At 48.2% G+C, this 23,185-nt stretch carries 17 protein-coding genes and 1 pseudogene; 16 read left to right on the forward strand and 2 right to left on the reverse strand.

What is annotated here, in order from left to right:
• Positions 1 to 125 precede the first annotated feature (125 nt).
• From U5K34_RS06485 to U5K34_RS06515, 7 genes are all read left to right on the forward strand, one after another.
• Positions 126 to 743: a helix-turn-helix transcriptional regulator gene (locus tag U5K34_RS06485; protein WP_322564459.1), complete on the forward strand. Its 618-nt coding sequence runs from the start codon at positions 126 to 128 to the stop codon at positions 741 to 743.
• Positions 736 to 1,965, forward strand: a complete 1,230-nt coding sequence (locus U5K34_RS06490; RefSeq protein ID WP_322567636.1) for a type II toxin-antitoxin system HipA family toxin — start codon at positions 736 to 738, stop codon at positions 1,963 to 1,965. The genes U5K34_RS06485 and U5K34_RS06490 overlap by 8 nt, the downstream gene beginning before the upstream one ends.
• 548 nt (positions 1,966 to 2,513) lie before the next feature.
• The gene (locus tag U5K34_RS06495; protein WP_322567637.1) at positions 2,514 to 3,497 is read left to right on the forward strand and encodes a rhomboid family intramembrane serine protease; all 984 of its coding nucleotides are present in this window, start codon (positions 2,514 to 2,516) and stop codon (positions 3,495 to 3,497) included.
• Between the two features lie 516 nt (positions 3,498 to 4,013).
• Positions 4,014 to 5,309, forward strand: a complete 1,296-nt coding sequence (locus tag U5K34_RS06500) for an ATP-binding protein (protein WP_322567638.1) — start codon at positions 4,014 to 4,016, stop codon at positions 5,307 to 5,309.
• The gene (locus U5K34_RS06505) at positions 5,306 to 8,032 is read left to right on the forward strand and encodes a Z1 domain-containing protein (RefSeq protein ID WP_322567639.1); all 2,727 of its coding nucleotides are present in this window, start codon (positions 5,306 to 5,308) and stop codon (positions 8,030 to 8,032) included. The genes U5K34_RS06500 and U5K34_RS06505 overlap by 4 nt, the downstream gene beginning before the upstream one ends.
• Complete coding sequence (locus tag U5K34_RS06510) at positions 8,022 to 9,023, forward strand: PD-(D/E)XK motif protein (RefSeq protein WP_322567640.1); 1,002 nt, start codon at positions 8,022 to 8,024, stop codon at positions 9,021 to 9,023. Before U5K34_RS06505 ends, U5K34_RS06510 begins: the two co-directional genes overlap by 11 nt.
• Complete coding sequence (locus tag U5K34_RS06515) at positions 9,023 to 11,098, forward strand: AIPR family protein (RefSeq protein WP_322567641.1); 2,076 nt, start codon at positions 9,023 to 9,025, stop codon at positions 11,096 to 11,098. The genes U5K34_RS06510 and U5K34_RS06515 overlap by 1 nt, the downstream gene beginning before the upstream one ends.
• 53 nt (positions 11,099 to 11,151) lie before the next feature.
• Here the strand turns inward: U5K34_RS06515 and U5K34_RS06520 are convergent, their stop codons facing one another.
• Positions 11,152 to 12,720, reverse strand: a complete 1,569-nt coding sequence (locus U5K34_RS06520; RefSeq protein WP_322567642.1) for a DNA cytosine methyltransferase — start codon at positions 12,718 to 12,720, stop codon at positions 11,152 to 11,154.
• Between the two features lie 77 nt (positions 12,721 to 12,797).
• On the opposite strand from U5K34_RS06520, the gene U5K34_RS06525 reads away from it, so the two are divergent.
• Entirely contained in the window at positions 12,798 to 13,256 is a 459-nt protein-coding gene (locus U5K34_RS06525) for a DNA mismatch endonuclease Vsr (protein WP_322567643.1), read from the forward strand.
• Between the two features lie 241 nt (positions 13,257 to 13,497).
• Here the strand turns inward: U5K34_RS06525 and U5K34_RS06530 are convergent, their stop codons facing one another.
• On the reverse strand, positions 13,498 to 14,112 hold the full coding sequence (locus U5K34_RS06530; RefSeq protein WP_322567644.1) for a DUF6933 domain-containing protein: 615 nt from the start codon (positions 14,110 to 14,112) through the stop codon (positions 13,498 to 13,500).
• A 176-nt stretch (positions 14,113 to 14,288) separates the two neighbouring features.
• Here U5K34_RS06530 and U5K34_RS16080 point away from each other — a divergent pair.
• The 8 genes and pseudogenes from U5K34_RS16080 to U5K34_RS06575 all read left to right on the forward strand — a co-directional run.
• Positions 14,289 to 14,784: pseudogene (locus tag U5K34_RS16080) on the forward strand (TrlF family ATPase); the annotation flags it as partial.
• A gap of 80 nt (positions 14,785 to 14,864) precedes the next feature.
• A complete protein-coding gene (locus tag U5K34_RS06545) occupies positions 14,865 to 15,863 on the forward strand; it encodes a hypothetical protein (protein ID WP_322567647.1) in 999 nt (332 codons plus the stop codon).
• A 409-nt stretch (positions 15,864 to 16,272) separates the two neighbouring features.
• Positions 16,273 to 16,980 (forward strand): UPF0149 family protein, encoded by a 708-nt coding sequence (locus U5K34_RS06550; protein ID WP_322567648.1) that lies wholly within the window; start codon positions 16,273 to 16,275, stop codon positions 16,978 to 16,980.
• A 171-nt stretch (positions 16,981 to 17,151) separates the two neighbouring features.
• On the forward strand, positions 17,152 to 17,937 hold the full coding sequence (locus U5K34_RS06555; protein ID WP_322567649.1) for a type IV toxin-antitoxin system AbiEi family antitoxin domain-containing protein: 786 nt from the start codon (positions 17,152 to 17,154) through the stop codon (positions 17,935 to 17,937).
• Positions 17,921 to 18,838 (forward strand): nucleotidyl transferase AbiEii/AbiGii toxin family protein, encoded by a 918-nt coding sequence (locus tag U5K34_RS06560; RefSeq protein ID WP_322567650.1) that lies wholly within the window; start codon positions 17,921 to 17,923, stop codon positions 18,836 to 18,838. The genes U5K34_RS06555 and U5K34_RS06560 overlap by 17 nt, the downstream gene beginning before the upstream one ends.
• A gap of 819 nt (positions 18,839 to 19,657) precedes the next feature.
• On the forward strand, positions 19,658 to 21,412 hold the full coding sequence (locus U5K34_RS06565) for a protein adenylyltransferase SelO (protein WP_322567651.1): 1,755 nt from the start codon (positions 19,658 to 19,660) through the stop codon (positions 21,410 to 21,412).
• Between the two features lie 478 nt (positions 21,413 to 21,890).
• On the forward strand, positions 21,891 to 22,754 hold the full coding sequence (locus U5K34_RS06570; protein WP_322567652.1) for a nucleotidyltransferase family protein: 864 nt from the start codon (positions 21,891 to 21,893) through the stop codon (positions 22,752 to 22,754).
• A complete protein-coding gene (locus U5K34_RS06575; protein ID WP_322567653.1) occupies positions 22,744 to 23,097 on the forward strand; it encodes a DUF86 domain-containing protein in 354 nt (117 codons plus the stop codon). The genes U5K34_RS06570 and U5K34_RS06575 overlap by 11 nt, the downstream gene beginning before the upstream one ends.
• The last annotated feature ends 88 nt before the right edge of the window (positions 23,098 to 23,185 follow it).

Consider the following 23,185-nt stretch of genomic DNA (forward strand, 5'->3'; position numbering starts at 1 on the left):
GATACGTAATAATATATAATTAATAATGAATGATATAAATAAACATATCAATACTTGATCTATATAATAATTTCGATATGTTTAAATATATATTTATTAGATGATGATATATTTAGGCATATCAAATGAGCTATGTTGTTGAAGACATTGCCCGTCAGCTGAAGGCGGCCCGGTTACGCAAAAATCTTAGCCAGCGCGATTTGGCTGAGAAGGTCGGCGTGCCGCAGAGTCATATCTCCAGGATTGAGAACGGCAATGTGGATATACGAGTCTCGAGCCTCATCGAATTTGCCCGGGTACTGGATTTGGAGCTTTCGCTTGTGCCGCGCAAGTTGGTGCCGACTGTTCAGAGCATTATTCGCAGCTCTGAAACGGAGCAGTTCACCAAAGCAGAATCCATGCAAAAAGCCGTTCAGCAGCTAAATCGTATTCACAAACTATCTGATGAGCTCTCGCACAAATACAAGAATATTAATGAGTTGGCGCGTGTCAGCCGGCTGGCCGAGCAACTAAAGACAATTCCCGCTGTGACGCAACAGTTTGAACAGTTGGATAAAATCAACAAACAGCTCAAGCAGTTTCAGAAAGGTATCGGCGATATTTCATACATTCAGAATGCCTTTAAGGAGCTACAGTCCATGCGTAACAGCCTTGTGTATGCCACTGATGATGCATCTCATAGAATCGAAGAGCCTCAGCCGGCCTATCGCCTGGACGAGGATGAGGGACAGGACAATGGCTAATTTAACTGTCCTGGATGTTCTTCTCCATGGCCGTCAGATCGGCACGCTGACCCAGATCGGTCACGATCGCAACCTTTTTGCATTTACTGAAGAATATATTAACGATACATCGCGCCCGACGCTGAGCCTTTCCTTCAAAGATCAGCTTGGTAATCTCATTACTGATATAAAGCCTCGACAGGTACAAGTTCCGCCATTTTTTTCAAATCTCCTGCCCGAAGGCCATATGCGTGATTATCTCGCAGAACGGGCAGGTGTAAATTCAAAAAGGGAATTCTTTCTTCTTTGGGTGCTTGGTCGCGATCTACCCGGTTCGATTGTGGTTCAACCAGCCGATGGTGAGGCCTGGCCGGATGATGACATTGAGGATGAAGCTCGGTCTGCTCATGGTCATGAACAGGCACTGCGTTTTTCTCTTGCCGGTGTTCAGATCAAATTCTCCGCTGTTATGAGTGCTACCGGTGGTCTCACGATTCCGGCACAGGGAGTGGGTGGCTCCTGGATTATCAAGCTTCCTTCCGCGAAGTATGATGATGTGCCCGAAAATGAATTCTCGATGATGAGCCTTGCGGCTGAGCTTGGAATGGATATACCTGAAATCGCACTTCACCCGACTGAACAGATCGATAATTTGCCTGAGGGTATGGGAAATATTGGTGGACAGGCACTGGCAATCAAGCGATTTGATCGTACCGAGGATGATATTGCAATTCATATTGAAGACTTCGCTCAAGTGTTCGACATCTATCCAGACAACAAATATAAAAAAGCCAATTACCGAAATATTGCACAGGTGATTTGGGCGGAAATCGGGGAGCCAGGTATTATTGAGTTTGTGCGACGTCTTGTGTTCAATACGCTAATTGGCAATGCCGATATGCATTTGAAGAACTGGTCGCTAATTTATCCTGATGGGCGGACACCGGCACTTGCACCGGGGTATGATTTTGTTTCAACCATTCCCTATCTTCCAGATGTAACTATGGCATTGAAATATAGCCGCACCAAGAGTATGACTGAGCTGAGCGTTGATGAATTGAGCCATTTTTCTGCCAGGGCTCAGTTACCGAAGACACTTGTTATAAATGCGGCGCGGAAGACCGTTCAGGATTTTCTGGATATCTGGCCAAAACGGAAAGCAGAGCTGCCACTATCTGCGGAGACGATTAATACGATCGACAAGCATGTGAAATCGATCGCGTTGGTTGAAGAATTACAATAAGGGTAAAGCGATTCTGATTGACTGCCCAACACCCAACACCCAACACCCAACACCCAGAACTCAGAACTCAGAACTCAGAACTCAGAACTCAGAACTAAGAACTAAGACTAGACTAAGAACTGACTAGAACTAAGAACTAAGAACTAAGAACTAAGAACTAAGAACTAAGAACTCAGCCCACCCCGAAGCCCCTGTAGGAGCGCCCCACAGGCGCGATATCGAATATTACGGAGATCCGGCGTTTGTCTGACGACTGTCATCTGCCAACTATCAACTGTCTTTATTCGCCTCACAGGCGCGATTTTGACTCAGCACCCAGCACTTGGAACTCGGAACTCAGCACTTCCTCCTGCCCGAAGGACCTGTGGGAGCGGGCCACGACCGCGATTTCGCTCGTCACTCGGCCCTCGTCCCTCGTCCCTGCCGAAATGCTCCGGAGGTGCATTTCGGGTAAGGGTAAACCCGAATACTCATCCCGACCGCCCTGGGCTAGTCTTGGAGAGTCCACATTACAAATAGTATGACAAAAGCCAGCGGCGGTACCGCGCATGTTCCTCCTGTTACCCTACAAGCTCGACCATCCGTTACATCGCCGCCCGTGGGTGACCTGGGCCATCGCGTTGCTGTGTCTGTTGATCTACTACCTGCAATCCAGCACCGCGGTCCGTATCGAACAATCGGCAGCGCAGTTCTGCGCAGGCGACCATGGCATGACCCTGGACAGATTTCTGGTCAGGCTCGAAAAAGAAAACGAATTCATCGAGAGCACCGCCAGTGCGTGCCAGCAATACCTGGTGTACCTGCACAGTGAGAAACAGCCGGACAGCATCATCCAGAACCTGGTGAGCGAACACGGCGAAGAACTGAAAGAAGCGGGCATCAACCCGCAAAACCTGGCAGTCCACCTGAGCATGACCTACCGCGACTTTGCCGAGCAGGCCCCGCTGGATCTCACCCGCTTCCTGAGTTACCGCGCCGGCTCGTTCAACCCGTTCAGCTCGTTTCTGTCCGCCTTCGCCCATGCTGACTGGTGGCACGTGATCGGCAACCTGGTGTTCTTTCTCGCCTTCGCCGGCGCGGTGGAGGTGTTCATCGCCCATACCGGCAAGTTCCTGCTCAGCCTGTTCGCCATCGAGGTGGGGCTGGATTTCTCCTGGTCGATCGCCATGCTCTCAGCGCCGGCAGAGTTGACCCTGGGCCTGTCGGGCATCGTCTCGGGGATGATCGGCTTTCTGGCCTACGCCATCCCGCGCGGGCAGATCCGCTGCCTGTTCGGTATCCTTTTCTACTTCTGGCATGGCACACTGGCAGTCTGGGTGCTGGCGCTGTGGTACGTCGGCTGGGATGTCTTCTACCTGTTCACCACCGGCGCCTCGTCGGTCAACTACCTGGCCCACGTCATGGGCGCGCTGTTCGGCTATGGCATCGCCGGGCTGTTTTACCGCCAACGCAAGGGCGAGCTGCAGGAGAACATCGACAAAGAGCTGGTCCGTTACCAGCAGGAGCGAGTGCATCGGGTGGGGCGGTTTTGAGAGAAAACTGTGCTACGACAAAAAAGTACAGTGAGCAGGTGATAGTAATTAAAGGGCTTTGATCCCTTAATTGTGTTTGCAGCTGCTATCTGCCAACTATCTCTCTTTGGCCCACTTCCCGGTTGAAATCGCGAAAAGGCGGATTTCGAACAGGGGGTTTCCCTGATACTATTAATAAGAATGCTAGGCTAGGATTAGGGATCTAGGGAGGAGAAACAAAGACAGATTCACCGCATTGGCCTCAAATTAAAATGAATCTTTATTGCAGAATAAAATGTATGTAAAAACACTAAGATAATAAGATTTGGGCTAATGATTTTAGATGATCTGAAAATGAGCTCAAGGCGAGAAAGAGTTGCACCACGCCCCTCGGTGCTCATCGAGAGTATGCGAGACATCGGCTATTCACTCCAGACTGCTGTTTCGGATGTAATAGATAATTCGATTACTGCTGGGGCGGGAAGGTCGAATTTTTAGCTGATACGACGAGTGATGTACCCGCAATCGGAATCCTCGATGATGGTTCAGGTATGTCAGAGGATGAGCTGCTTGAGGCTATGCGTCCTGGGACACGCAGTCCTCTTGAGGATCGGCCAGATTGATGATCTTGGACGTTTTGGACTGGGACTCAAGACAGCATCGTTTTCTCAGTGCCGGAGACTGACAGTACTTACACGAAGAAATGGAATTACGTCATGTGCTGCATGGGATCTCGACATCGTTGCAGAAACAGATGAATGGTACATTGAAATCCCAGAGAGCACAGTTGGAATACCTTGGGCTGACAGCCTTCAACAAGATGGAACTCTGGTAGTCTGGCAGAAACTCGATCGCCTTGTTGACCCTAAGAACGAGTCAGACAGAAAGGACCTGACTCGCCAGATAAATGACACTGCCTCCCACCTGGAGCTCGTATTTCACAGATTTCTTGCAGGTGAGCGTGGTCTGAAACGTGTCACGATGGCATTGAACGGCCGCAAGCTTGAGGCTTTTGACCCCTTCAACTCAAGGCATCCTGCGACAATTTTTGGCCCTGAGGATGTATTCCGACTGGGTGAACACGAGATCCGAATCCAGCCAGTTACTCTGCCCCACCACAAGAAGGTTACTGCAGAAGAATGGGACCGTTATGCAGGGGCCGAGGGGTACATCAAAAATCAGGGATTTTATCTATATCGCGAGAAGCGCTTAATTATTCATGGTACTTGGTTCAATCTGGCACGTCAGACAGAGCTGACGAAGCTAGCCCGTGTCAGAATCGACATGCCAAATGGCATGGATGGTGAGTGGAAGATTGACGTCAAGAAAGCCTCGGCTCAGCCGCCTGGGCCGGTTAGAGACCGTTTGCGCAGGATAATTGAAGTAATCGGTGCAGGTTCCAAGCGCGCTTATACTACCCGTGGACATAGGCTTGTCAGCGAAAACCAATTACCTGTGTGGATAAGGTTTCAAGATAAAAATGAGATTTCATATGGTTTGAATCTGTATCATCCTATATTTAAAAATTTTACCGACACCCTTTCGGAAGGCCAGAAACAAGAGTTTTCGCGTCTACTATCCTTGATCGAATCGACAATACCGTTTGATACGTTCTTCTCTGATATAAGTTCGCACCCGAAAAGTGTATCTACCAAGTCAATGGAGGATGAGGCATTTGTAAGCCTTGTGATGGAAACCTATCTGACCTTGAATTCGGGCAAATTGGCGAGTAATGAAATCAGACTAATGATGTCTTCTGCAGAACCATTTCGTTCTAACTGGGAAGAAGTAGAAAAAATTATAGTAAAACTTGAAGAAGGTGATGAAAAATGAGTTCTGATCTACAGAGCATTCGAGATATGGTTGGTGCAGTTTTAGCAAGGAGTCTGCCTACCCCTGAAATGATTCGTGAGCGTATTGAGCATGTTAGAACATTGTATCCCGCGGTGACTGACGAACAGGCTGAATTATTGGCTAAAGAATTCGAGAATGTCCATGGTGTTACAATGGATATAGGGGCAATGCTAGAGGAGCCCGGTTTCGAAAAATGGCTTGATAGCGCAAAATCTGAAATTACATTTTATTTTTGGGATCGATATTATCGGTTACTTGGAGAACGAAATTTTTCTGGTCAGGTGCTTGCAACAATTGACAGCATCACAGACCGGATACTTGGGCTTCTCGAGAATCCAAAGAAAAGTGGGAAATGGGATCGTAGAGGGATGGTTGTAGGTCATGTTCAGTCTGGAAAAACGGCAAACTATACAGGGCTTATAACAAAGGCGGCAGACGCTGGGTATGAGGTTATAATAGTAATCGCTGGAATTCATAACAATCTTCGTAGTCAGACACAATCAAGAATTGATGAAGGTTTTATAGGTTATGATAGTTCCAAACTACAAATGAACAGGCATGGAGTGGAGAGCATTATTGGTGTTGGGCGTTATGATTCAAGGCGTAGGCCTAATGCTTTTACCAATACGCTTAGAGATTTCAATAAGCAGACAGCCACGAGTATAGGTATTCCACTTGAGAATCTTAAGCAGCCCGCAGTCTTTGTAATTAAGAAAAATACAAGCACGCTTAAGAATTTACTTGAATGGTTGAGGGAGCATAATGCAAAAAGAGGGGCATCATCGATATCGGCGCCAATGCTACTTATCGATGATGAAGCTGATAATGCCTCAATTAATATAAAGAAAGGTAATGATGAGGTATCAAGAATAAACGGACAGATTAGGCAGTTGCTTGATTTGTTTGATCGAAGTTGCTATGTCGGATATACGGCTACACCGTTCGCAAATATATTCATCGATCCTGACAGCGAAGACGAAATGTTTGGCGCTGATTTGTTTCCGCGCGACTTTATTGTGAGCCTTGATCCACCGGGGAATTATTTCGGTCCTTCTCGCGTCTTTCTTCCTGATACAGATGAGACTGAAGAAGCTACTGTAGTGCGCCATATTGAAGATAATGGCGATATTCTTCCACTTAAGCACAAGAAGACGCATGTTGTAACTAACATTCCTAAGAGCCTTGATAAGGCGATCAGGACTTTTATAGTCGGTCGAGCGATCAGGCTTGTCCGAGGGCATACAACGGCACACAATTCGATGCTAGTTAACGCGTCCCGTTTTACGGATGTACAGCGTCAACTACGCAATGAAATACATAACCGAATTAATGAGATTAGTAGTAGTGTTCGCGTCAATGGTTCAAACTCAGAGAATTCTGCTCTAAGAGACCCAGAGATTGCTACTTTGAAGCAATTGTTTGATGAAGAATATAGAAATACCGGAGTGATATGGGCTAATGTGCAGTCAAAGCTATGGGAAAGTATTAGCCGCATTAGCGTAGTTGAGGTAAATAGTCGATCCTCAGATTCACTTGACTATGTTTCTCATGATAAAAATGGACTGAATGTCATCGCCGTTGGCGGGTTCTCACTCTCACGTGGACTTACCCTTGAAGGCCTTATGGTAAGTTACTTTTTGCGAAATTCAATGATGTACGACACCCTGATGCAGATGGGGCGGTGGTTCGGATATAGGCCTGGTTATGACGATCTCTGTCGTGTCTGGATGCCAGAAGAAGCTGAGGGGTGGTATGAGCATATAGCAGAGTCTATCGAGGAACTAAGAGATGAGCTACGACGCATGGAAGCAGCGAATGCAACACCGAAGGAGTTCGGACTTAAAGTTCGCAGTCACCCAGATACGTTAATAGTTACCGCGCGCAACAAGATGGGCTCTGGCGAACGACTCGTTGTTTCCGTAGGACTTGCTAATGAGTTCGTTGAAACCGCAGTACTTCGTCGCGATAGGGAGAGTATAAATGCTAACCATCAATCTGCAAAAAATCTTGCAATGCGCCTTAGGTCTGATAACGCTGCACCAGAGAATGGAGAGCGTGTAAGAGGTGGGCAGCTCGTTAGACGTATCCCGGCTTCATATGTACTCGAATTTATTGCCGAATTTCGTAACCATCAGGGTTCGTTCCTGACGGAAACAGATCCTATTCTAAAATACATTATGGACAGAAGTGAGACTGAATTATCCGAGTGGGACATCTACTTCCCTGGATTGCAACAAGGGACTGAAAAATCACTTGTAGATAAAAGCCTTGGTTTTACGGTTGTTTGCCAGCGGCGTGGCGCTGGTAAACGAAGCGATGAGAATACACTGCTTATCACAGAGAAGCAGCGGGTATCGTCTCGAGGGATAGAGTCTATTGGTCTATCAGATAGTGAGATTGCCAAAGCACGTAATGATTATCTGGAAGAGAAAAAATTCGAATTGTCACCTGACCGCGTAAATTACCCAGATCGTATTTATCGTTATGTACGAAAAAGGCCATTATTAATTGTACATTTGTTAGCTATAGGAAGTAATGATGCGGATCTAAGTAATTCTGAGCCTGTGGTAGCTTGGAGTATCAGCTTTCCTCATACTGAACATGAGGAGAAGAGAGTCGAGTACGTGGTAAATACTACTTGGTTCAGAGAACGTTATCAGGAAGAGGGAGACGAAGAAGAGGCTGAGGGTGATGAGGATTGATAATCACGAGGACCCATGGGGAGGGTTGGTGCAACCAGTCGAGATGTCGACAGTTAGTGGTCGCCGTGTTGATTCAGAACTCCAGTGGAATCTTTACTGGGCAGTAGATACGGATGGGAGCTGCCTACTAATTTTTAAGCATGCGACAGAAAATCGTCCCACTAGAAAGATGCCAAATCTGCGCGGACTAGAGATTGAGGAACGTAAGCAAAATAACGAAGAGCATTCACTTTTAATTATACGGCTCAAAGAGAATGAGCAGCGAGAGATATTTTACCAGCTTTGTCTCGATATAGTATCTGCGACACGTTCTGCTCGTGATGAAAAAGATGCAATTGAAAGATTTCTTGCTCGTACTTGGCGCTGGCATAGATTACTGCGAGGGGGGCGTGATGAAAGGTTGTCTGATGAAGAGCAAAAAGGTCTTATAGGCGAACTTCAACTTATGCATCAACACCTATTTCCAACAATTGGTATAGCTGCATCAATTAGTTCTTGGGTCGGTCCGTTTGATGCGCCTAAGGATTTCGAAATAGGGCGTATATGTATCGAGGCGAAGGCGCGAAGAGGTACTGCGACACCGTTCGTAGCAATCTCAACGGAACATCAGTTGGATACTGAGGGGCTTGATGCTCTTTTTTTGAATGTCACGGAGATTACAGGCACATCTGAAGATGATCCAAATGGCGTTACAGTTACTGATATTTGTAGAAATATTTACGATATTGTCCAAGATTCAGATCCTTCTGCAATTGAGCTTTTCGAAGAGCGATTGCTGGCTGTAGGTTTCGAATGGGATGATAATTATAGTGACAAAAAATGGCTAATTGGTGCAGAGCATGTGTTTAAAGTTACAGAAGACTTTCCGCGCGTGACGCCAAATATGTTTCCGAGCGGGGTAACAAATGTCCGATATTCTATTTCGCTACATGAGTGTGAAAAATTCCGATCGGATTATTCTCATATTATATCGATATTGAGGGCTAATTAATGGCGGTTAGTCTTGATGAATTCGCAGAAGAGTTTTTCCAAGAAATTCTGAATGAGGCAGATGCGGCAGGACAGTTTGTAGAGACAGTATTTTTCGAGAAATTCTGTGGCTATCTAACAGAGGCTGGAGAACTTGATACTGCTGATAGAGCTGATTTTCGTGGTCCTCCTAATAGTGGTATCCGTGTCGATGGTTACGGAGGTGATCCGATCACCACTGATGGTACCCTTGGCTTAATTATTGCGGACTTCAATCAATCATCGAATACCGGGCGTTTGACGCAAACTGAGATGAACCAAATTTTCTCAAGGCTGGAACGGTTTCTTCAGCGTGCGCTTGATCATAAATGGCGTAATTCCTTGGAAGAAACCAGTCCTGCTTTCGGTCTTGCTGACCTAATTGCTAATAGATGGAGTGCGGTCAGCCGTGTACGGATGTTTTTGATCAGTAATCGGGAACTGAGTGATCGTGTTGATGGAAGAGAAGCGGATGAAATAGATGGTCGTACAGTAACATATAGTGTCTGGGATATTAAGAGGTTGCACCAATTTGCTACGGTTGGTCATGGGAGAGAAGAGATTGAGATAGATCTCGAGAAGGATTTCGGCGGTATCCTTCCACTTTTACCTGCACATCTCTCAGCAGATGATTACGAAGCGTATCTTTCTGTAGTCCCCGGACATATGCTTGCCTCGATTTATGATAGATGGGGGGCACGGTTGCTGGAACAGAACGTGCGAGTGTTTCTGCAAGCGCGTGGTAACGTAAATAAGGGCATTAGGAAAACATTAGAAACCAAACCGTCTATGTTTTTTGCTTACAACAATGGCATTACCGCAACTGCTGAGGAAGTGAATATTGAGGAACGGAATGGACAGCTTGCATTGACAGGCGTGAAAAATATTCAAATTGTGAATGGTGGTCAGACAACGGCATCGATTCATATGGCTATGAGGAATAAGATTGACCTGTCGAAAGTGTTTGTCCAGATGAAGCTCTCAATAGTTACCCCGGAACAGACTGAAGAAGTTGTTCCAAAAATATCAGAATATGCTAACAGTCAGAACAAGGTTAATGCTGCTGATTTTTTTGCAAATCATCCATTTCACGTTAGGTTTGAAGATTTCTCTCGTCGGATATATGCTCCATCACCTGATGGTACTTTCCGTCAGACAAAATGGTTTTATGAACGAGCTCGAGGACAGTTTAACGATGCTCGCTCGAAATTAACCCCAGCCAACCGCAGAAAATTTGACCTGGAAAGCCCAAGGTCACAGCTCTTTTCCAAGACCGACCTTGCTAAATACCTTAATGTATGGGAAGGAAAACCAGATAAAGTAAGCATGGGTGCGCAAAAGAACTTTGCAGATTTTGCCAATGCCATTGGCGAATCGTGGAACAAAAGTGAGAATAGTTTTAATGAAGTCTTTTATAAAGAGTCTGTATCTAAGGCAATTATATTTAAACGAACTGAGAAACTCGTTTCAGAACAACGATGGTATGAAGGGGGCTATCGAGCGAATATCGTCGCATATGCCATCTCAAAAATAGCACATGATGTTGGTGTAATGAAAAAATCAGTGGATTTTATGACGATTTGGAACTCTCAGTCGATATCATCTGATATGGAAGAGGCTCTCGAAATTTCTGCAAAGACTGCGCATGATATTCTCATCGATCCTCCAAATGGTATACGAAATGTTACTGAATGGGCTAAGAAGCAGGCATGCTGGGAGAGAGTTAAGAAAGAGGATGTTACTTGGCCTGATGGTTTTCTTAATCAACTTATCTCACTTGAGGAAGAAGGTAGCCGAAAGCGTGATGGGCGAAAGGATCAACAGTTATTGAATGGCATCGAAGCACAGACCGCAGTTTATAATGCTGGAGGTGCATTTTGGCAACAAGTGAAGGAATGGGGATTCAACCAAAGGCTTCTTACCGAACGTGACATGGGCGTGCTGACAACGGCAAGTCAAATCCCTGCTAAACTTCCTACTGAAAAGCAGGCAGTATTAATTGTAGAGATCTGTTCTCGATTACGTGCTGAAGGACTGGATATGGACTTGCCAAAGTAATTTCTCAGATTTATATAGTTGCCGGTTGCTGAGAATAATAGTAAAGATTAGTTTTAAAGCAATGAAAATACTATGTCTGCTATTTGTCTAGCCAAGTATGGTGGTACTGCGTTACCAACCTGTATATATTGTTGAGTTCTTGTCCCGACGAAAAAGTAATTGTCTGGAAATGTCTGTATTCTTGCAGCCTCTCTGACTGTTAAACTTCTGCATTGGGCAGGGTCATAATGAATATAATAATGGCCATCTTTAGCTATATGGCTTGTGATTGTTTTCGCAACCTGATTCGAAGCTTGGGTCCTGAATCTGTCTGAAAAATGTCCTGTCTCCCAGTTTGCATGGTCTGCGCGTAGCATTGGAGGGAAATCCTTTGTTCTGGGTATCTCACCATTTTTTACACGTGAATAACAGGCACTGAATAAATACCTGTGGAGGTCAGCTTGTATATGGGATTTTGTTTCATGATTTACCACACCTCGCCACCCAGTTTTATCAATAAACCAGTTGCGAAATTTCCGATCTAATTTTTTACTCATTCCAGAACATTTTTCTGTAGACCAGTTTACCCCGCGGTGTAGATCAGCTCGTGATATCCGTTCTAGTGACTGATCAATACATCCACTTACATCTGACAGGCCTAACTTGTTAGTTTGTGATAGTAATTTTTCACTTTTGGTTAATATCTCACTAACCCAGTTTTCACATGTATCTGTTTCTTTTGAAAGGCCGCTTCTTAATTTTGGTAAATCTTGTATTATTGTTCTGGTAATTGGCGGGGTTGTTTTGTTAATAAAATTGTTATTCCAGTTCTTTAATATATCTGACCGTACGCCAAGAAGTATTACACGATGTCTTGTCTGAGGTATTCCATAATTCTCGGACATTATCAGGTAATCTTTTGGGTTAATTTTGTCCAGAGTAAATAAATCAGTTTGTTCTGGCTCTACTAAAGGCAGGATTTCATATTCAACACGCGCGTCTGAATTCTTCAAGGCTTTAGACGGGCATCTAAGATCATTGCGTATCTGTTTAAATATTAATTCTCCTGCTATTTTTGCCGATAGCATACCTTTGACATTTTCCATAACAAATACGGCAGGCTGGAATTTGGAGATCACTCTTAGATATTCTTTGTACAGAAAATTTCTTTTATCTTCTTCTGCTATATAGCCATCTATACCTTTATTTCGCGATCGACCAACTATTGAATATGCCTGGCAAGGAGGCCCGCCAATTAAAACCCAGTTTCTAGTGTTTTTTCCCAGAGCTTTCTTGATTGATTTGAATATTTCCCTGTTGTCAGTACCGAGGGTAAGATTTCTTGCTTCATCTTTAGCTTTATTTGCGTAAGACCTTAAATGCGGGATTTTATACAGTTCATCCTCTGGTGATTTTCCCATGTTTCCAGCGAGGTATTGATAGTATTCCTCTGGAACTTCACTTTCTGGAAATTGGCGATAAAATGCTCTTAAGGCTAGTGTCTTATGTGCGCTTTGCTCCATCTCTACAGAAAGAGCTATCTTAAAAGGGCTGTCACCTGATTTGGTCTTATACCCGGAAAATCCTTCGCCTAGGCCACCCGGACCGGCGAATAAGTCTATGATTTTAAAAGGGCTTTTCATATCTATATGGTCTTTTATAATTGTTACTCGATGATACCAGGTTTCGTATCCAATTCCAGGTCCTAGCAAATAATCATATGGCTGATATTGTAGATAAAAAGACACGAAGCAGGATGATGTCTGGTATACGCAGCAATAATACAAAGCCAGAAATTGTTGTGCGAAGTGCGCTGCATAGATTGGGGTATAGGTACAAGCTAAACAAGAAAATTGGCAAAATTACACCTGATGTAGTTTTATCCAAGGATCGAGTAGCAGTTTTTATTCATGGCTGTTTCTGGCACCAGCATAAAGGCTGTAAATTGGCCTATTCAGATAGAAATTACTCAGAGAAATGGCAAGAGAAATTTAGAAAGAATAAGTCGCGTGATGAGAGAGTAGTTCAGCACCTGATAGAACATGACTGGAGAGTTGCAGTTGTATGGGAATGCGTGACTCGTGATGTCGTTGAATTTGAAAAAATGATGGTTAAGCTGTACCGCTGGATAAAGTCAGGTGATATGAAATATTTTGAATCAGACTTCCGTAAATTATAAAAATGTCATGTTATCCGCTGAGCATTGCAATATGCAATATTATGCCGAAATAACCTGGCTCTGCCTCTCTGCCTCTCTGCCACCTGGCTGTGGTACCGAAATAACCTGGGTGCGAGGGTCGGACCACCGCAAACCATTCAAACACAATGATAAAGGGGCAAAATTTAGGCCTGATCTGGCTTAGAAGGCCATTTTCAGGGATGAAATGTTCGCTTTAAGGAGGAAGCATTCTGCCATGCCTTTAGGCAGGGAAGTGGGCGATGTCTCGTTGTTCCAATGCCACGTGTTCCAGCATCCCCAGCCAGAAATCCCGAAACACCTCGATGGGTTTGAAGTAGTCTTTGTCGCCCTTGCATTTGCGCAACCACTCATTCATCTGCACGCCAAAGCCGAAGGCATCTTCGGGTGATTCGGGCAGGTGGCCAATCCGCCCGGCCATGTCTTTCAGGTGCCAGGCGACATCGTTGATGTGGGCCTGCACGCTGCGGTCGCTGCCGGTCTGGAAATGCTGTTCCGCCGAGAGCATCTCGATCAAGGCCACGAGTTTTTCTGAGCCGTGTTCGTCAAGCTGGCAGAGCGAGACTGCCTCTCGCCACAGGCGGTCGGCAAAGATCTCTGGAAACTGACTGAATTCGTTTTTGGTCAGGCCGCAAAACACCATGCTATAGCGGCTTTGCCACTCCATGGCGATGATGCATTTGCGCCGCAGCACCGTCACCCGATGGGCGTACCACTGCATGGCGCTCGCGTTGACCGCTTGCGCCTGGCTCAGATGCATGGCCAGGTCCTTGCTGAGTGTTTTGGAGAGATGAAACTGGATCATGGCATTGTTCACCTGGTTAACCGGGCTGTGCATGATTTTAGCGGCATCCAGATTTTATCGCTATCCTGCCTCAGGGCCGAACCTCCGCAAGCTATTGAACTACCCGACAAATACTCAAATTCCAGGGCCTCACAGGCGCTTAAAAGGTCTTTTTCCGGGGTGAAATGAAAGACAGTTGGCAGTCGGCAGGATCCGACCTAACGCAGTTGTCGACAGAGTTATTCAGGCATATTAGTGAAAATGCTCAGAAATGGGAATCCTTGCAGGTTGCTCGGGTAGAGAATGCTGTCGATATGAGGCTTTTTCGACCTGATGGCACTGAAGCAGGCAGCATCGCGAAAGGTAGCCTGTCTGACGGACAGCGTAATACTGCAGAGCTGGCATTGTTGTTGGCTCAGGATGGCGGACCATTGGTTATTGATCAGCCTGAGGATGAGCTGGACTCCAATTTTGTGTTTAGAGAGCTGATTCCGATGCTGCGGTAAGGTGAAATCAAAGCGCCAGCTCATCATGGCTACAGATAATGCCAATCTGCCGGTAAACGGAGATGCCGAGCTAGTTTACGCCTTCGAAGCGCGTGATGGTAAGGGAGAGGTTCTCGCCAATGGTGGGCTGGACCAAGAGGCGGTAACCAAAGCCGTTCTCGATATCATGGACGGTACAGAAGAAGCCTTCCGTCGTAGGCGGGAGAAATACAATACCTAGAAAAAACAACAAGATACCTCTATATTGCACGATAACAGTAACCATGTTATCGTGCAGAAAATATGTTATTTTAAGCGCTTATGGAACAACTTGAGACAAAACTAAAAGACTATCTCGATGAAGTGACGGGAATGAAAGTTGCCATGCATAGCCATGGTACGAGCCATTTACCGTTCTTCATGACGCGCCTATATGATCTCACCGATATGAGATTGGGAACTATGTCTTATTTGGCTGTATTTCTGAAGCAGGAAGACGAATTTAAGCCTGGTCAGTTTTTGAAGCATTTTGCCCAGATTTCCGGTTTTGAGCTGGATGATGTTTGTGTGGTTGCTGAATCTCTGCCCAGCTATGTACGTAAGCGTATGATTGAAAAGGGAATTTCCTTTGTTGTGCCAAATGTACAGATGTATTTGCCTGGCATGGGTATGGAGCTTCGTAGCCGCTCAGCAAGCAAGAAAGGCAAGAAACCAGGCCATTTGAGCCCGGCAACCCAGGTGGTGCTGATTTATGGCTTGCTTGGACGCATCAGGGAGCCTGTTAGCCCCCTTGTACTCTCTAAAAAGCTCTTTTACAGCACGATGACGATGAGTCGCTCCTTTGATGAGCTGGAAGCCATGGAACTCGGGCATGTAGAGCGCATTGGAAGGGAACGCCTGCTAACGCTTGCGCTGGAAAAGCGGCATATCTGGAAAAAAGCACTACCCAGGCTAAAGAGTCCTGTTCGCCATCAAAAGCTGATCGCTGAGCGGGATATGAAGCGCAATGATGTATTTCTAGCTGGAGACGCTCTGGCAGCGGGTCTTACCGCATTGTCAAAACAAACCATGATGGCTGAGCGAGATATTCCTGAATATGCCGTAAGTGCCGACACCTGGAAACGATTAGAGAAAGAAGGTGTAGAGACTATCCCTGTGGATGAGCCTGGAACCTGTTTACTGCAAGTATGGCGCTATGATCCAAAGGTTCTGGAAGTAGATGGTATGGTTGATCCTTTTTCACTGTATCTAAGTTTTCAGGGAGAAACTGATGAGCGTATTGAAATGGTGCTCGAAGAGATGCTGGAACGTTACTTATGATTAGAGGACTGGATTTATTCCGAGAACACTTTGCTGATTTTACAGAGCACTATGTATTGATTGGTGGCTCTGCCTCTGAGCTTGTAATGAATGAGGCAGGTGTTGATTTTCGAGCCACAAAGGATCTGAACGAGGGTCGGACCACCGCAAACCGTTGAAACACAATGATAAAGGGGCAAAATTCAGGTCTGATCGGGGCTTAGAAGGCCATTTTCAGGGATGAAATGTTCGCTTTAAGAAAAAACTGCATACTTGAACTGACCCCGAATGGCAGGATGTTCTGTTCCGGCTCATTCTCGCCGGTGGTGCTGGATACGTTGGCCAGGCCAGGTTTTGGTTGCTGGTCAATTGCGACAGGCGAGTCGCCTGCGCGCTATAATGGCCACACACCCTGACAGTTTGTTTTGCTATGTCTGAAGATCAAAATCAGCTACTCACCGCTTTTCTTGTCGCGCCGTCGCGACCGCAAGGCACGTTGACCTTTCACCAGTTGCAGGGCTTTCTGTTCGGGTTGGCCTGCGCGCCGGACATGATCAAACCCTCCGAATGGATGCCGCTGATCTTTAATGACGAGGATCCCGGTTTCGCCGATGAGGCGGAGGCGCAGGCGGTTTACCAGGCAATTTTCGAGCTCTACAACCGTATCAATCTGCAGGTGGTTTCCGGCGAGGTGGGCCTGCCGGAAGATGTCGAGATCCTTCAGCCGCCGATCAACAACGTGGGTGATGAAACCGCCCTGGGGCAGTGGTCGACGGGATTTGCCCAGGCGCATGACGGGATGATGGCGTTGTGGGATGAATACACCCCGGACGAGCTGGATGAGGAACTGGGCAGCAGCGTGATGATCCTGACCTTCTTCGCGAACCGGGATCTGGCACAGTCCTATTACCGGGAGCTGGGCAAACCCGGTGATGCGATCGAGGCCTATGCCGCCACCCTGTTTGATCTGTTCGAGGAGGCCATGCGCAGTTATGCCGACCTGGGCAACAGCATCGCCCGGGTCCTGGCGGAGGCGGCCGAACCCCGGGAGCCCCGTGTGGCCGGGCCGAAGATCGGGCGTAACGATCCCTGTCCCTGCGGCAGCGGCAAGAAGTACAAGAAGTGCTGTTTGCAGTAGGCGGGCAATTACCCGAATTGTCTGGCAAAACCCTTTAAAACAAATAGTGATAAATTTATTCGGGCTAAATGGTTTAATAAATTACATATTAGTAAACCAGTGGTCTATTATTTTGATGATAAGTAAACCCGCGACTGGCAAAAGGTTTATAAATAGCCTATATAGTAAACCATGAGTTTACTGAAAAAAGAGAAATTAAACCTTTTGCAGAATATCCTGCCGGAAGGGGCGGTGGTACCCGGCCAGTGGCTCCAGCGGCAGGGATACTCCAGGCAACTGATCTACAAATATGTCAAAAACGGCTGGTTGATCAGGTTGGGCTCCGGCGCCTATGCCCGGCCCGGGACGGAGTTGTCCTGGCAGGCTGCCGTGGCGTCCTGGCAACATACCGTGGCGACGACCTGGCATCCGGGCGGCGAGTCGGCGCTGAATCTGCAGGGGCACGCGCAGTATTTGCGCCTGCGCAGCGAAGGGAAGATTCATCTTTATGGTCGGGGCGCGATACCTGCCTGGTTCAAGGCCTTGCCACTGGATGCGGAGCCGGTATTTCATTCCCGGGGACTGTTTGCCGAGCATGCCCGGGCGATGGGATTGGTGACCTGGCCGGGGCCGATCAGGAAATGGCCGCTGACAATCGCGGAGCCAGAGCGGGCGATCCTGGAAATGTTGTCCGATGTGCATGACGAATTTTCGTTTACCCATGCGGCGGAACTGATGCAGGGTCTGACCACGCTGCGCCCCGAGCGGGTCACCAATCTGCTGATGGCCTGTACCCACGTCAAGGCCCGGCGGCTGTTTTTGTTTCTGGCGGATTATTATCAACACCCCTGGCTGGAGCGGGTGGCGGTAAAGCAGGTCGACATAGGAAAGGGTAAACGCAGTATCGTACAGGGAGGTAAGCTGGATATGACCTATTTAATCACCGTACCGGAGTCCTTTTATGTTCGGCCCGGATAATCCCTATTATGCCCGGGTCCGGTTGTTGGTGCGTGTGTTGCCGCAGATTGCCCGGGAGCCGGTGTTTGCCCTGAAAGGCGGAACGGCCATCAACCTGTTTGTGCGGGATATGCCACGGTTATCCGTGGATATTGACCTGGTGTATCTGCCGCTTGAACCGCGCGATGAGGCATTGGCGAATATCCAGGTCGCCATGGACCGGATCGGGGAGAGGATTGCGCAAAGCCTGCCAGATGCGCGGGTTGATAAGCTGAAAACCAGGTCGGGAATGGACTGTAAAATCCTGGTCCACCAGGCTGGTGAGGAAATTGTGATTGAAACATCGCCGGTGATGCGTGGAGTAGTCAACTCACCGTCAGAGCGGGAAGTCAGCAAGCCGGTCGAAGAAGTCTTTGGCTATACCCGGATTAATGTATCAAGTCTGGAGGATTTGTATGCCGGCAAGCTCTGCGCCGCACTGGACCGGCAGCATCCGCGGGACTTGTTCGATGTAAAGGTATTGTATGAACATGAAGGATTGACACGGTCATTGCATGAGATATTTTTGATTTATTTATTGTGTGGCAATCGACCCGTTTCCGAGATGTTGCAGCCGAAATTTCAGGAGCTGCGATCAGTCTTCGAGGCTCAATTTGTGGGTATGTCGCTTATTGAAACCCGACTGGAAGAACTCGAGGCAGTGAGAGAAAAACTGGTCGGCGATATACATGCTCGATTTACCGATGCGCAAAAGCAATTTTTATTATCGTTTAAACAGGGCGAGCCCGATTGGGAACTGTTGAACAGACCGGGCGTTGAGAAACTGCCGGCAATCCAGTGGAAGCTGCATAATATTCGCAGTATGTCCGGACAAAAACATAAAGCGGCCCTGGCGAAGCTGGAGAAGGTTTTGTACGGTTAAATATCCTGCGGGGCGGAGCCTCCCCGGCTGTTGAACTACCGGATAAATACGCGGACCCAGGCCTGACAGGGGCTTAAGAGGCCTTTTCCCGGAGTGAAATGAGCAAAGATAGTTGGCAGTTGGCAGATAGCGGTCGGCAGTGAGAAGCCGGGGCAGGCAGCACCGTTCAGACAGATTGAGGATCACAGCCACGGGGCCGCTCCTGCACCAACCACGGCGCGATTGTGTTGCGTACAAACCGTTATACAGGGCGGGGTCTGACCCACGCAAGTAACTTAGAAGAGCCATCATTAAATGATGGCTGATAAACACAAGTTATGTTTATGAAAAACTTACCTCCTATAGTTGAATTGATAATTGGAATGCTGCCAACGATGCTTATCATTATCGTTGTCTTGATTCTGTTAGATTTATTATAGTCTTGCGTGGTGAGGGAACGACTAGAATCTATTTAAGATAACTCTCTTTGGGAGTGCGGGTCTGATCTACGCAAGTCACTTTATTCAGGGGTTAAAAGATTGTTTTAAGGAGGAAGCATTATTTCGGGCTATATCTGGCATATGCGCCACTCTCAGTCGTCCATTGGCTTCGCGACATAAGCACATCCATGTGCAAAACATACCGCTGTATCAACAAAAATTCCTGATTGAATTTGTTCGCGACCAACAACGTTCATGGAACATTTGTTTCTACTCTTAGAGCCCCTTGTTGTCTGACACTATTTCCTTTTGAACCCCTGCGCTGATGTAGAGTCTTATTCACAGCGCCTCCGTTTGCATGGCATATTCTACGTCCAGTTAAAAAGTGTCTGATTACCTTATGAAAAATCAACTATTCCAGGAACCGGCCCCCGGCATCTCGACGATGGAAGAGCTCGCTGCACTCGCCGACTATTCCTTCATGGACACGCTCAATAGCGATCCGCAGGCGAATGAATACGGCGCTGATCACGATCCGCGCCAGGTCTTCTCGGGACATTATGTCCCCGTGAAACCTACGCCAATCGAGAACCCGGAGTACGTCGCCCACAGTCGGCAGTTTTTCCAGGAACTGGGTTTTGCCGACAGCCTGGCAGAGTCCGCCGATTTCATGCGGGTATTCAGCGGGGATCTTTCGCAGGTTCCGGCACCGATGCGCCCGGTGGGCTGGGCGACGGGGTATGCCCTGTCTATTTTCGGCACCGAATACATCCAGCAGTGCCCGTTTCAGACCGGTAACGGCTATGGGGATGGCCGTGCCATGTCGGTGCTTGAGGTGGTGATGCCCGATCGGAACGGGGATCGAAACGGGGATCGGAACCGTGATCTGAATAGGGGCCGACGTTGGGAGATGCAGCTCAAAGGGGGCGGTCGCACGCCCTACTGCCGCGGCGCGGACGGTCGCGCGGTGTTGCGCTCGAGTGTTCGGGAGTTCCTGGCCCAGGAGCACATGCACGCCCTGGGGGTGCCGACATCCCGGTCTTTGAGCCTGTATGTGTCGAAAACCGAGCAGGTGCAGCGACCCTGGTATTCGGAAGGGTCACGCTCACACGATCCCGACCAGATTGTCTCTGAAGCGGTGGCGATCTCGACGCGGGTGGCCCCGTCATTCATTCGGGTGGGCCAGCTCGAGCTGTTCGGTCGCCGGGCGCGCAAGCAGGAACACTCCGCTGCGCTGGCGGAACTGGAGCAGCTGGTGTTGCACCTGGTCGAGCGGGAGTACGCGGAGGTGATCGATCCGGGTCTGAGTACCCCCGAGAAAGTAGTCTTGCTGGCCCGGGAATTTCGCAGCCGCCTGACCGCGCTGGTGGCGAACTGGATGCGGGTCGGTTATTGCCAGGGCAATTTCAACAGCGACAACACGCAGGCGGGAGGTATTACCCTGGATTACGGGCCCTTCGGCTTCATGGAAGTCTTTGATCCCTACTACCAGCCCTGGACGGGCGGTGGCGAGCACTTTTCGTTCTGGAACCAGCCCGTGGCCGCCGAACGCAACTTCGAGATGTTCTGCACGGCGCTGCGGCCGTTACTGGAAGGGAATTACGCGGCGAGACAGCAGCTCGACGAGATCAGAAATGGCTTTGCCAACGCGATGCAGGAGGAAATGCAAACGATGTTTGCAGCCAAACTGGGATTGGCGTCGTTGGACGTCGACCTGTTCAATGAGCTCGCCAGTCTCATGCTGCAAACCTCGGTCGATTACACCCTCTTTTTCCGCGAACTCTCGTCGATACCGGATGATATTGGCCCGCTGAAAAAGAGCTTCTACCGTGATTTGAATGAAGAGCTGGAAACGCGTTGGACCGAGTGGCTGACAAAATGGAAATCACTCGTTACCGATGCGCCGAGCACGCCTGAAGAAATTTCAGCACAGATGAAACGCGTTAACCCCAAATACAGTTTGCGGGAATGGTTGCTGGCCCCGGCCTATCAGCAAGCGGCCCTGGGGGACTACACGCTGATTAGAGAACTGCAGGACGTGATGACGCAACCTTACGCCGAGCAGTCGCCAGCGATCGAAGAGAAATACTATCGGCTGAAACCGCCTGAGGTCAGTGACCTCGGTGGGGTGTCGCATATGAGCTGTTCGTCATAATAAAAGATCGTTGGCAGTTGGCAGATAGCAGTCGTTAGAAAAGAGCAGAATCAAGAACATCGCGAGAGGAGAAGGCAAGACCACGGAAATTGTAGGAGGCGATTGACGTACATGGATGTACTAATGTCGCGGAAGGCATGGATGCCGTGAGCGACGCATCGGCGACGGGATTGTCTCTTTTCCGTCGCGGCTGTAAGCCCCTCCTACATCTGCCCTTCGGGCAGAGACGAGAAAAGATCGGACCTGAGCGGGGTCGAACCAACGCAACTTATTGAAATAAAATTAGAAACCTCAAGATTTACTCTCAAATAAGCCTTAGAAGGACCTTTTCAGGCGAATAATTGTAACTTCAGTTCTGAATGGGTGCCCAGGCTCTGACCGCCACACGCTCTGTTACTGGTGGTTTTATGCTGGTCGCTTGACACCGCATGCGGGGCTGCTATTCTCTATTCGCGAATCACGAACAGAGACTATGTCGATGAACTTGAAGCCCCAGGACATCCTGGTATTGTTAAAGCTGGTTGCTATGGGTGATAAACCGTGGTCATTTAGCCAGTTAGCCAATGAACTCAGTATGAGCCCGTCGGAAGTGCATGCTGCAGTAAAGCGCACGCTGGCGGCCAGGTTGGCCGTCAAAACGGGTGAGAACATCCGGCCAAATACACGGAATCTCGAGGAGTTTCTGCTCCACGGTATCCAGTATGTCTTCATCCCTGAGCGCGGAGAAATGAACCGGGGCATTCCAACCGCGCACGCGGCCGAGCCGATGGCGAAATACATGGTGTCGGATAATGAGCCGCCGCCGGTATGGCCCGAGTCCGACGGCGAACTGCGTGGGGAATCGTTTTCTCCTCTGTATAAATCCGCACCGAAAGCTGCGCGAAAAGATCCCCGGCTTTATGAATTATTGGCGCTGGTCGATGCCATTCGCGGTGGTCGTGCCAGGGAGCGGGAGATCGCGAAAAAGGCATTGAAAAAGCAGCTGGCGAAGGCAGGGCAACAAATGGAGCACGGCATGGCTGTGCATGGAACGATATCGGCTACTACGGATTTGAATTATTCACAGGAAGACCTGCTTCAACTGGTGAAGCGCCATCACATCCGGCATTTGAGTTTGTTTGGCTCGGCGGCCAGAGGGGGGCTTCGGCCGGATAGTGATATCGATCTGTTGGTGGAGTTTGAAGAAGGCAAAGAGCCTTCACTCGGTGGCATGGTCGAGATTCAGGATGCCTTCGAAGCGCTGTTTGGCCGTCGAGTCGATGTGGCCACGCCGTCTATATTGAATAATCCCTATCGCCGACGTGCAATTGAAAAGGACATGAAGGAATTGTATGCAGCCTGAGGACAGGGATGCGGCGCATCTGTGGGATATGCTTCAGGCCGCCAGGGAAGTTGAGGCGATGATGGCGAATCATAACCTGGAGAGTTTTCTTGATAACCGGATGCTATTACGCGCCATTGAACGGGGCGTAGAAATAATCGGTGAAGCGGCCAGACGGGTGTCAGTAACATTGACAGAGGCGCATCCGGAAATCCCCTGGCGAAAGATTATCGGTCAAAGGAATATCCTGGCGCATGAATACGGTCAGATTGATCATACTCTGTTGTATAAAACCGTTAAGCAAGATGTCCCGGTATTGATTACGCAAATTGAGCGTTTATTGCCACCATTGGAAGAAAATTGATAGGCGCGTGATCGAGTTTGTCTCGCATCGATAGCACTGGCCTGCCTGAAATTGCTATCATAGCGTCCTTTGAATATCCCCAATACTC

It is taken from the genome of Thiohalophilus sp., from assembly GCF_034521165.1.
Classification (GTDB): Bacteria; Pseudomonadota; Gammaproteobacteria; order UBA6429; family Thiohalophilaceae; genus Thiohalophilus.

Bases quoted from the DNA above. Each gene is read 5' to 3' on its own strand.
- U5K34_RS06495 (WP_322567637.1), top strand. From the start codon at position 2,514: ATGTTCCTCCTGTTACCCTACAAGCTCGACCATCCGTTACATCGCCGC.
- U5K34_RS06505 (WP_322567639.1), top strand. From the start codon at position 5,306: ATGAGTTCTGATCTACAGAGCATTCGAGATATGGTTGGTGCAGTTTTA.
- U5K34_RS06575 (WP_322567653.1), top strand. From the start codon at position 22,744: ATGCAGCCTGAGGACAGGGATGCGGCGCATCTGTGGGATATGCTTCAG.
- U5K34_RS06500 (WP_322567638.1), top strand. From the start codon at position 4,014: ATGATGGTTCAGGTATGTCAGAGGATGAGCTGCTTGAGGCTATGCGTC.
- U5K34_RS06520 (WP_322567642.1), bottom strand. From the start codon at position 12,720: ATGAAAAGCCCTTTTAAAATCATAGACTTATTCGCCGGTCCGGGTGGC.
- U5K34_RS06545 (WP_322567647.1), top strand. From the start codon at position 14,865: ATGGAACAACTTGAGACAAAACTAAAAGACTATCTCGATGAAGTGACG.
- U5K34_RS06510 (WP_322567640.1), top strand. From the start codon at position 8,022: ATGAGGATTGATAATCACGAGGACCCATGGGGAGGGTTGGTGCAACCA.
- U5K34_RS06555 (WP_322567649.1), top strand. From the start codon at position 17,152: ATGAGTTTACTGAAAAAAGAGAAATTAAACCTTTTGCAGAATATCCTG.
- U5K34_RS06570 (WP_322567652.1), top strand. From the start codon at position 21,891: ATGAACTTGAAGCCCCAGGACATCCTGGTATTGTTAAAGCTGGTTGCT.
- U5K34_RS06490 (WP_322567636.1), top strand. From the start codon at position 736: ATGGCTAATTTAACTGTCCTGGATGTTCTTCTCCATGGCCGTCAGATC.
- U5K34_RS06550 (WP_322567648.1), top strand. From the start codon at position 16,273: ATGTCTGAAGATCAAAATCAGCTACTCACCGCTTTTCTTGTCGCGCCG.
- U5K34_RS06485 (WP_322564459.1), top strand. From the start codon at position 126: ATGAGCTATGTTGTTGAAGACATTGCCCGTCAGCTGAAGGCGGCCCGG.
- U5K34_RS06525 (WP_322567643.1), top strand. From the start codon at position 12,798: ATGGCTGATATTGTAGATAAAAAGACACGAAGCAGGATGATGTCTGGT.
- U5K34_RS06565 (WP_322567651.1), top strand. From the start codon at position 19,658: ATGAAAAATCAACTATTCCAGGAACCGGCCCCCGGCATCTCGACGATG.
- U5K34_RS06560 (WP_322567650.1), top strand. From the start codon at position 17,921: ATGTTCGGCCCGGATAATCCCTATTATGCCCGGGTCCGGTTGTTGGTG.
- U5K34_RS06515 (WP_322567641.1), top strand. From the start codon at position 9,023: ATGGCGGTTAGTCTTGATGAATTCGCAGAAGAGTTTTTCCAAGAAATT.
- U5K34_RS06530 (WP_322567644.1), bottom strand. From the start codon at position 14,112: ATGCACAGCCCGGTTAACCAGGTGAACAATGCCATGATCCAGTTTCAT.